The following is a 9,187-nucleotide window of genomic DNA, read 5'->3' as shown; positions in this document are numbered from 1 at the left end:
TCATTGAGCAGGATCACCGGCGTATCAAGCGCCTGGTCCGGCCAGGCCTGGGCTTCAAGAGCGTCACGTCCGCCGCGCAGACGCTTTCTGGTTATGAGGCGATGGCAATGATCCGCAAGGGACAGATCATCGGTGTACCACCCAAGGACATGGGCGCTCAGCGCGACTTCATTGCTACCCTATTCAGCCCAGTCGCGTAGCCTGCGTCCTTGTCCGGCCTTCGCTTGACCTGCGTCAGGCGTTGCAACGGGACCCTGCAGTAGTTCGTGAGGCTGCATACGCGGCTTCCCATCACCGAAAGCACAAGCGTCCATGAAGAGATAATCCAGGTTCCGGCGTGAACGGTCAGGGTCCATCTCATCTCCTCCTGCCACGCCAGCCAACGGCCTGGGCTGATCGGATACCAGACTGCGCTCGCATCGTCAGGCAAATGAAGGAACAGGCCTGCCGGGGTTACATCCGTCCTGGCACGGCACCATCGCAAGCCAGAGGTGACGCCCACCGCTTCCGAAGTCTCGATGAATGTCCGCTGGGTCAACCTGGTTCGGGGAACGACAGCCAATTCGCAAGGGATCGGGCCCGTTGATCGGGGCGGGCAAATCCTCGCCCACCCCTCGCTTCATTCAGTTGCCCGGCTTGTTGCGGATCGCCTGCTCAACCTGGCGCTTCACTGCCTCCAGGTTGAACGAAGCCGGGTCCTGCATCGGCGGATAGTCGATCGCCGTAGCTGCCAGCTTCGCGACCTCCTGCTGGACGGAGACGAAGCGTTAGAACTCGCGGGCATAGAAGTCGTTCATGTAGCCGCCGCCGAGATCGTTCAGGCACTGGCTTCCGATCGACGGCGTCCGTTGGAAAGACGAAAGGGAGTTCTCGCCATGCTCAGCAAGCCGTTAGCCAGCCTCATCCTAGTGCCTGGCGTCCTGTGCGCGACAGTGGGCAGCGTGCTCGCGCAGGACGCGGACGGCAGGCCGTCCATGCCGCTGACCAAGACCATCGGCCGGGTCACGCCCACAGGTCCAGTGCCGTCGCTTGCCGTGCTCAACGCGGCCGGCGCGAAGCTCGAAGGAACTAAGCTGACCTTGACCGGTGTGTCACCGAGTTCAATCGTGTTCGCCGATCGGCCCGTTCGCGCCGCGGGCCACGTGGTGACCGAGCAGTTCATCATGCAATGGGACGAGGGCAAGGACAACTTCGCCGTGGATCCGCCCAACGCCACCGTGTCGGTCTTGGGCGGTGATGGCTCGAAAGTCCGCGATGCCGTCGTGACGCTGAAGTCGCCGAAGCTCGAGGGCAGCAACCTCACCTTCGATGTGGCGGTGCTGGAAGGCGATCTCACCGGAGCGAGCGGACCGGCGGCACTGTTCATCGATCACTTCGCCGGCTTCGGCGGCGGTTTCGATCGTGCCGGAGATTATAGAGGTGCCCGCAGCGCCTACTGGCATGCTCCTGTCTATCACGGCGCTTGGTACGCGGGAGCGAGAGACTCAACGGCAAGTGCGGCCTATAACTCGTACGTCATACCAAATCAGTGCGGCTATTACCCGTATTCGCCCTGCGGCAACGAATAAGGACCTTTGCGCTGACGTAGGATCCGGCACGCCACGCCCTCAAACCGACGGTTCCAACTGGCTTCGAAAAAGCTGGATCCCAAAGATGGGCAAGGAACCCTATTTTTGGCTGGCCTGTACGACCCTGAAGAGGCTTTCTGGCGCACGATCTTCAAGATGGCGGATATCGAGGTGGTGAACTGCCTCATCGAAGTGGCGGAGATCATCAAGGCTCGAGGCCGAGCGGTGTCCTGAGAACCATCTCGTCGAAGCAGCGCAAGTCGGGTCAGTTGGCCTGGACCACAAGGTTCGCCAACGTCACTTGTCCATCGGAGGTATAGTGGTTGACATGCTCCGTGGCGAGACATTGGCCGGCCTGATACACTTTCACCGCCCCGACGGCTCCAATGTTCTCCAGCRCGGCGATGATGAAGTCGCGCTCGACATTCGTGTCCGAGTCCGTAGCGTGGGTGATCTGAAATGTCAGGCGGGTCAGGGACAGACCCGTGTCTCTCGTGCCCGCCCCAACCCAGAGAACACGTTCGTCATCCGGTGGACGGTCGGTATTCAGCCAGAAGGCTGCCGATCCCCTTGCCCACGTGCTCTCGGCTCGCACGAGGCTCAAGGACCAGAACCGGATGTGATGGCGCTTGCGAGGGCTGTTGTCGATTGCCCTCTGAAACCCGACGTCCTGGCCACGTCCGAACAGATAGAGGGTGCTAAACGGCGCCGCGGGATAGGGCGAGTTGAACACGAAGGCCCGCATCATGCCCCAGGAACTGGCCAGGTCCAGTCGGTCGGCTTCCGACCAGCCAAGAGTTTTGAACGCTGCGCGAAGCTGTGGGAGTGTTCCCACGAGCGCCACGTTGACGGGATCACCTGGCAGGCCGTCGCCTGTTGTCGTGAAGCTGGGCACCCGTTTCCGATGGAGGAGCTTGAGGCCCATGCGAATGACCCACGGGAGAATGACATAGGCGCCGATTGCATAGGTGAGGCCCACGGCCAGGATCCAGGGCAGCCTTCGGTCGGCTGTGTCGAAGACGACGAAGACAATCAGCCAGACGGAGAAGATGCCCAGCCCAAGGATGATGAGGCGTTGCAGAAGGCGGCTCAGCAATCCCACGATCTCCACTCCGTCATGATTGGCGCGGCGGTGATCAACAGTCTGTACAGATGCCCTTTTTGACCTCCTGATCGATGCGCTTGGCCCTTTGATCCATCTGTTGGATGGCTTTCGCATCATCGGCCGAGAATTCCTTGTCCGGTGGCGGCACCGTATTGCTGTCGAGCATTCGATCAATCGCTGTCCCGGACGGGATCTGAACCTCGCCCGAGGGCGTAAACGGTCGATTGCTTTCCTGCGCCAGAGCGGGACCTGTGGCGATCAGCGCACTAAGGGTGACGAGTCCGAGATAACGGCGCATCGAGATGCCTCCTAAATGAGGATGCCAGCCCCGTCTTGGGCTGCCGCCGGCCATGCGTCCAAGTGCCAAGGCAGGATACACCTTTCGTTCGCCAGAACCACCTCGGCAAAACCCTGAAACTGCCAGAGGCAGACCCTGAAAACATCAGGAAAGGATCCATTCGTTTGCATGGAAAAGGCCTGCTGTTCAGGGCATCCTCAAGGGCCCGGCAGGCCCCCGGGAGCGGGATGCCCATAAAGGCGGACGTGCCCTCGGAACAGATGTTTATCCGGAGGCTGACGCTGAACTGCTCCAGGCTGGCCCACAACGACGTTGAGCCAGGCAGTTCTGGGGATGTGTCTTGTTCGCAAGAACGAAAAGTCCGCATCGGGTCAAGGTGTAGCCTAGAGCGAACCTCATGAAGGTCCACTTTACTCCTCCCATGCAGACCTTTGGCTTAAGTCGGCCCAGTGCCAGAACAGGATCCTTGCGGCTTCAGTGCTGAAAGCCTTCGTTGGACCCCGAACCGAATCCTAACCCGTCGAACGAGCGAGCCGTGAAGTGCTAGCGCCGGATATCCTCGTCATTGCGGCACCGAACCTGCCGGAGGCCGGCCGAGAGGCTTAAGGATCTAAGCCGTCTGGCCTCATTCCTCGACCGAGCAATCCGGAGATGCAGTACGATAGACGTCGTCGGCCGGAAGGAGCATCATACACTCGACCCATGATTGACGGAGGAGATCATGCGGCTGGTTGTGGTTTGTCTCACCTTCGCTCTAGCCGTACTCATGCTGCCGCTTTCAGCATCAGGAAAGACACAACGCCCACTCGTCATTGTACTGGACACCGATCCTCCCGAGCCATGGTCTGTTGTCGGTATCCTTCGTGAGGAATTGAGCGGCCTCGGCTATGTTGATGGGCAAAACATCCATATCGAGGTGCGCTCGGCAATCGGGCAAAATGAGCATCTTCCTGCTCTTGTCAGCGAGATCATTGCGCTCAAGCCCGACCTCATTGTCTCCGCAAACACCGCAACCACCTATGCGCTTAAAGGCAAGACCGGAACAATCCCTGTGGTCATGGGCCTCACCTTCGACCCGCTGGGCCTCGGGTTCGTTCAAAGCTTGGCGCGGCCGGGCGGCTCCTTCACCGGCGCATCGAGTAGTGGTCGGGACCTGTTTGGCAAGCGAATCGAGTTGCTCAAGGAGATGCTCCCCAGGATCAAGCGACTTGCCCTCCTCTGGACGCCAATTGATACGGGAGATCCGGACCCGCAACCGCGCAGGAACGCCTTTGAGGCAGTTCAGAGCGTGGCGGCTCCAGCCGGCCTTGAGGTTGTTTCAATCCCAGTGCGAACATCTGAGGAACTCCAGAACGTACTCGCGATGCCGGTCAGCAAGGATGTCGACGCCCTGCTCATCCTCCGCGGCGGAGTCATGTCTGTCAGCGGGCGCCAGATTGCAGAGTTCGCAACTCAGCACCGTATTCCTACGATGTTTACCGATCCCACTCGCGTCGCTGATGGTGGTCTGATCGGATATGGCCCGGATTACCTGGCGCCTATCCGTCGTGCCGCGGTCTACGTGAGCAGGATCCTCAAGGGAGCCAATCCTGCTGATATTCCAGTCGAGCAACCGATGACGTTCAAACTGGTCGTCAACATGAAGACGGCCAGAGCACTTGGCTTAACTGTCCCATCATCGATTGTGGCCCGTGCCGACGAGGTAATCGAGTGAGATACTAAACCCCATTAACCCAACAAAAGCTCGAAATCTGACCCGGTTTAACAACGCTACACCCCTGACCGTGGCCGTAAGGAGACCCGCCAACGGTGGGATGCGGGCATCAGCGTCTACACACCCAGCAGCACTCTGAAGTTCGTCTTCATGTGCGATACTGCGGCGGGCAACTTCTCGGCCCAGCCCGTACTGTGGAGTCTACCATCGAAGTTTTTGGCGGGTCCTCCGGCGGCCGCTGGCCTCGCAGCGATCAATTGCGTGGGTAACTGCGGGGGCTTCATCTCAAAAAGTTCCGCTCCCTGGATCCGCGACATGAGGGGCAGCACTGTGGTATTTCGGCATTCCCGCGACAATCCGATTTCCACGAACGACAACGAGCAGCCCCATGCCTCAGCCCCTGAAGATTGACTTTGTTTCCGACGTGGCCTGCCCGTGGTGCATCATCGGCCTGCGGGGGCTTGAGCAGGCGCTGGCCAATGCGGCCGGCGCCGTGGAGGCCGACATCACCTTCCAGCCGTTCGAGCTCAATCCGGGCATGCCAGCAGCAGGGCAGAACCTCATGGAGCATATCGCGGAGAAGTACGGCTCCACGGCAGAGCAGTCGGCTGCCAGTCGCGCGATGATCCGATCACGCGGGGCCGAGGTCGGCTTCACGTTCAACATGTCGGAGGAGAGCCGGATCTACAACACCTTCGATGCTCACCGCCTGCTGCACTGGGCCGGGACGATCGGGCGCCAGCGCGAGCTGAAGCTCGCGCTGTTCAAGGCGAACTTCACGGACGGCGCGAACGTGTCGGAGCATGGGGTGCTGGTGGATGCGGCCGTCGCGGCCGGACTCGATGGGCATGAGGCACGCGAGATCCTGGCGTCGGGGCGCTATGCCGAGGAGGTCCGCGAGGCCGAGCGGGATTGGATCTCCCGCGGCATTCGATCGGTCCCAGCTATCGTCATCAACGGGACATGGCTGATCTCCGGCGGTCAGCCGGCTGATGCCTTCGAGCAGGCGCTGCGCGGCATAGCCGCCGAGCTTGGGCAAGCCTCGGCCGGCGCCTGACCAGGGGTGGAATTCGAGCGGAATCGAGGGTTACGGACGTCGCTGGAGGTCGGGTCGGGCAGTGAAATTGGCCAGCCTTGGGGAACGTCTGGTTCTGCGAGGATGGCTGTCCTCCGGCGCAGGTCCCAGGAGTGCCATAGCTGCCCTTCCCATTGAAGACGGGTTCGGCGCCGGATCGTCCAACTTGCGAACCCGCCCCGACCCGGCACGGCGCTCCTGCGCCTTGCTAGAGCCGGGTTGCGGCACCTGTCGCGATGATCAATCCCGCTGCGTGACCGGGCCGACCAGCGCCCCGGCCAAGACCGCCTCGATATGGAGGGTCGTTTCCCTGATATTACGAAAGCCGTGTCGATGGCCCGCCGGTACGATCATGGGCTGCCCGGCGGTCAGGATAGCGCGCTCCTCCTCGATCCATATCTCCGCTTGCCCGCCTACTTGGCACGCCATTCCGGTCCACGCTCCGGGCCGGCGTCCGACAGGGCGCGCCGGACGCCCTCGGCATCATGATCAGTCCCGTACACGGGTGTTCCAGGCTGCTGCCGCCAGGACTCGTCTAGTCCCCCGGCATCGATGCCATCGAACCCAAGGTCGTCGACAAGCTGAAGCACGACAGCCTTGGCCTTAGGATCATCCCCCGCGACCGGCAGGGCGATGCGGGCAGATGTGCCTCGCGGCTGGCCACGCTCGAGCAGGTGCTGGGCATAAATGTTGTTGAACGCCTTGATGACCGGCCGGCCCAGTTGCCGCTCGACCCACCGGCTTTCGGGCATGCCGTTTTCGATGTCCTCGATGCGGCCATCGCGCTGCTGCGGATAGTAGTTGCCGGTGTCGATGACGACTGGGTCAGAGCCGACTCCATCGAACAATCCCGCTGGCAGTTCTGGGACATTCTTTTCAGGGATTGTGACGACGATGAGATCCTTGTCGCGCACCGCCTCAGGGACCGAAACTGCCTTGGCGCCTGTCTCCTGCGCCAGGGAAGCAAGCGTCTCAGGTCCCCGAGAGTTGGCCACCGAGACCTCGTGCCCGAGGGCGGTGAGGCGACGGGTCAGATTGCCGCCGATATTCCCTGCACCGATGATGCCGATCCTCATGTCTGCCTCCGTTGGAATGCGGTCGTCCAGACGCTGTGTTGTCCCTCGTGGATCTCTGCGGATCCGGATGCCGGCCAACCCGCAGCGTTGGCAAGACCACAGAACACAATGTAGGGCGCGACCCCATCGCTGAACATTGTCGCGGACGATGAAGCCGACGCACTGGCCCACCTTCATGGCCTGGGCCCTGCCTATCGTCCCCGGCCCAGCACGGTCATCCGGCTGGAGTTGTAACCTCTGCTGTGGGAACTTCCGCAGCGGGTCAAAGTATAACGTAGAGTGACCTCAATGAAGGTCTGCTGATGCCGCTGATGCGGAAATCCCGATAAGGTCCGCCTCGTGCCAGTTTACGACCTTCCCGTGCCGCAGGACGAAATTTTGCTCCAGTCCAGGAGCCTGCCTACACCACGCCCGGCAGAGACAGTTTCCCGCGTCCGTGAGCCGGTCCGGTCTCAGCCATCAGCGTGCAAACGGTAGCCGATGTCGGTTTCCGTCAGGATGTAGTGCGCACCGTCGAGCGGATTGAATGAAGGTCGCTTTGCATGTGCCCAAGGAACTCGGGATAAGGCTCGCCCCGTCCCACAGTCGGACATTTCCTTGTGAGAATGCATCAGGCATTAACCACATCATCAGCACCTAAATGTACGGGATGGCGCCGCACCGCCATCCCCAAGCTTTACCGATCCTTAGGACTTCGGCATGATCACGCTGTCAATCACATGAATGACGCCGTTCGATGCGTTGACGTCAGCCTGTGTGACAACCGCATCGCCTACCTTGACGGTGTTGCCGCTGGCATCGATCCGCACGGCACTACCCTCGACGGTCTTGGCGTTCGTCGTCTTACCCTTGAGGTCGCCGGACATGATGTTCCCGGCCACGACGTGATAGGTCAGCACTTTCGTGAGCTGGGCCTTGTTCTCAGGCTTCAGGAGATTCTCGACCGTTCCAGCCGGAAGCTTCTTGAAGGCTTCGTCGGTGGGCGCAAACACCGTGTAGGGGCCCTTGCCCTTGAGCGTTTCAACAAGTCCGGCAGCTTGAAGGGCGGCTGTCAGCGTCTTGAAGCTGCCGTTGGAGACAGCAGTTTCAACGATGTCCGCCGCTGCGGCCGGACTTGCCGCGACGAGCATGGCAGCTATGGCATAAGCACTATACTTCGCGTTCATTGTTCTATCCTCTGATCGCTGCGCCTTGTCGGTTCATCGGCGCCAGCCTCGATGGATATGCCCGGAACCCGACTGTTCTGCATCGGGAGTTTCCTGAGTAGAGCCGGATAATCACCGTAGGAAGCCCAATTCTTCCGTATTGCCATGGGAAGTCCACGCACATCTGTCATATGTCCTAAAGCAACGGCGGCGCGCAGCCGAGTTTGAGGCCAGAATGGATTATCTCACCCCTGATGATGCTTCATCTGTAGAGCATCCAAGATCCCGCAAACGGCGTCGCGCGATCACAAGGGCACCGCAGGCTCACAGCCTGCCGACCCTGATCGCACCCGACGTGGAGGCGGAGGCATTGCTGCGCTCCACCTTGGATGCCCTGTCGGCCCATATCGCAGTGCTTGATGAGGTCGGAACGATCATTGCGGTCAACCAGGCCTGGCGCGCCTTCGCCCACGCCTCCGGCTATGCCGACACGAACCACGGAGTCGGGATGAATTATTTGGCCGTCTGCGAAGCGGCCGCCGCTGTGTCGAAGGATGCTTCGCGAACCGCAGGGGCATTGCGGGACATCATGGCTGGCGACCGCTCCGAGTTCCGGATGGAGTATCCCTGCCGCAGCCCGCAGGGGCCACGCTGGTTCCAGCTTCGGGTAACCCGGCCGGACCAGGCGCAGACACGCCGGATTGTCATCGCGCATGAAGACATTACCGAGGTTAAACGGACGCAGGAGGAATTGACCCGGCTGAGCGGGCGCCTCATGCATCTGCAAGACGAGGAGCGGCGCGCCATTGCACGAGAGCTTCATGACACCACGGCTCAAAACCTCCTGGCCATCACGTTGAACGCGACGCGCCTGCACGAGGGGCTGCGCGATGCGGGGGAACCCGCCCGCCGCGTCCTCGTGGAGACCCTCGAACTGGCGGAGCAGAGCCTTCAAGAAGTTCGCACGCTGTCCTATCTGCTCCACCCGCCGCTCCTCGATGATGTCGGACTCACGGCCGCCTTGAGCTGGCTCGCCCGAGGGTTCTCTCAGCGCAGCGGCATTCAGGTCGACATCAGCATCGAGAACAGCGGTGAGCCCTTGCCTCGTCCCACTGCAACCGCCCTCTACCGGGTCGCCCAGGAGGCGCTGTCGAACGTTCACCGTCACTCGGGCAGCAGGCGGGCACGGCTTGCTCTGTACCGAAC

11 protein-coding genes and 2 pseudogenes are annotated in these 9,187 nt (G+C 61.2%); 7 read left to right on the top strand and 6 right to left on the bottom strand.

Features of this window, described 5'->3' with window-relative positions; translation table 11 throughout:
- Nucleotides 1–200, top strand: a 200-nt coding sequence (locus ACXJKO_RS26920) for a DDE-type integrase/transposase/recombinase (RefSeq protein WP_457094117.1), incomplete at its 5' end; no start/stop codon positions are given.
- Nucleotides 201–623: 423 nt separating this feature from the next.
- Here the strand turns inward: ACXJKO_RS26920 and ACXJKO_RS26915 are convergent.
- A pseudogene (locus ACXJKO_RS26915) lies at nt 624–854 on the bottom strand (arylsulfatase); the annotation flags it as partial.
- 21 nt (nt 855–875) lie between these two features.
- Here ACXJKO_RS26915 and ACXJKO_RS26910 point away from each other — a divergent pair.
- Nucleotides 876–1,568, top strand: coding sequence for a hypothetical protein (locus ACXJKO_RS26910; protein ID WP_457094116.1), 693 nt, complete (start codon nt 876–878; stop codon nt 1,566–1,568).
- Between the two features lie 105 nt (nt 1,569–1,673).
- Entirely contained in the window at nt 1,674–1,802 is a 129-nt protein-coding gene (locus tag ACXJKO_RS26905; RefSeq protein WP_457094115.1) for a hypothetical protein, read from the top strand.
- A gap of 31 nt (nt 1,803–1,833) precedes the next feature.
- On the opposite strand, the gene ACXJKO_RS26900 is transcribed toward ACXJKO_RS26905, so the two are convergent.
- Together ACXJKO_RS26900 and ACXJKO_RS26895 are read right to left on the bottom strand one after the other, a co-directional pair.
- Complete coding sequence (locus tag ACXJKO_RS26900; protein ID WP_457094114.1) at nt 1,834–2,670, bottom strand: LssY C-terminal domain-containing protein; 837 nt, start codon at nt 2,668–2,670, stop codon at nt 1,834–1,836.
- Between the two features lie 34 nt (nt 2,671–2,704).
- Nucleotides 2,705–2,971 carry a hypothetical protein gene (locus ACXJKO_RS26895; RefSeq protein WP_457094113.1) on the bottom strand — a complete coding sequence of 89 codons (267 nt, stop codon included), beginning with the start codon at nt 2,969–2,971 and terminating at the stop codon, nt 2,705–2,707.
- A 721-nt stretch (nt 2,972–3,692) separates the two neighbouring features.
- Here ACXJKO_RS26895 and ACXJKO_RS26890 point away from each other — a divergent pair.
- From ACXJKO_RS26890 to ACXJKO_RS26880, 3 genes and pseudogenes are all read left to right on the top strand, one after another.
- Nucleotides 3,693–4,685: an ABC transporter substrate-binding protein gene (locus ACXJKO_RS26890; protein WP_457094112.1), complete on the top strand. Its 993-nt coding sequence runs from the start codon at nt 3,693–3,695 to the stop codon at nt 4,683–4,685.
- 123 nt (nt 4,686–4,808) lie between these two features.
- Nucleotides 4,809–5,018, top strand: a pseudogene (locus tag ACXJKO_RS26885) (MFS transporter); the annotation flags it as partial.
- Nucleotides 5,019–5,073: 55 nt separating this feature from the next.
- Nucleotides 5,074–5,742 carry a DsbA family oxidoreductase gene (locus ACXJKO_RS26880; RefSeq protein WP_457094111.1) on the top strand — a complete coding sequence of 223 codons (669 nt, stop codon included), beginning with the start codon at nt 5,074–5,076 and terminating at the stop codon, nt 5,740–5,742.
- Nucleotides 5,743–6,000: 258 nt separating this feature from the next.
- Here the strand turns inward: ACXJKO_RS26880 and ACXJKO_RS26875 are convergent, their stop codons facing one another.
- The 3 genes from ACXJKO_RS26875 to ACXJKO_RS26865 all read right to left on the bottom strand — a co-directional run bounded on the left by ACXJKO_RS26875 (nt 6,001) and on the right by ACXJKO_RS26865 (nt 8,002).
- Nucleotides 6,001–6,189, bottom strand: coding sequence for a cupin domain-containing protein (locus ACXJKO_RS26875; RefSeq protein ID WP_457094110.1), 189 nt, complete (start codon nt 6,187–6,189; stop codon nt 6,001–6,003).
- Nucleotides 6,174–6,836: an NADPH-dependent F420 reductase gene (locus tag ACXJKO_RS26870; RefSeq protein WP_457094109.1), complete on the bottom strand. Its 663-nt coding sequence runs from the start codon at nt 6,834–6,836 to the stop codon at nt 6,174–6,176. Before ACXJKO_RS26870 ends, ACXJKO_RS26875 begins: the two co-directional genes overlap by 16 nt.
- Before the next feature lie 686 nt (nt 6,837–7,522).
- Nucleotides 7,523–8,002 (bottom strand): fasciclin domain-containing protein, encoded by a 480-nt coding sequence (locus ACXJKO_RS26865; RefSeq protein WP_457094108.1) that lies wholly within the window; start codon nt 8,000–8,002, stop codon nt 7,523–7,525.
- A 214-nt stretch (nt 8,003–8,216) separates the two neighbouring features.
- On the opposite strand from ACXJKO_RS26865, the gene ACXJKO_RS26860 reads away from it, so the two are divergent.
- On the top strand, nt 8,217–9,187 hold a 971-nt coding region (locus ACXJKO_RS26860), incomplete at its 3' end, for a histidine kinase (RefSeq protein WP_457094107.1).

It is taken from the genome of Microvirga sp. P5_D2 (genome assembly GCF_054049475.1).
The sequence above is the reverse complement of the archived record's forward strand: the minus strand, read 5'-3'. Positions and strand labels throughout refer to the sequence as shown.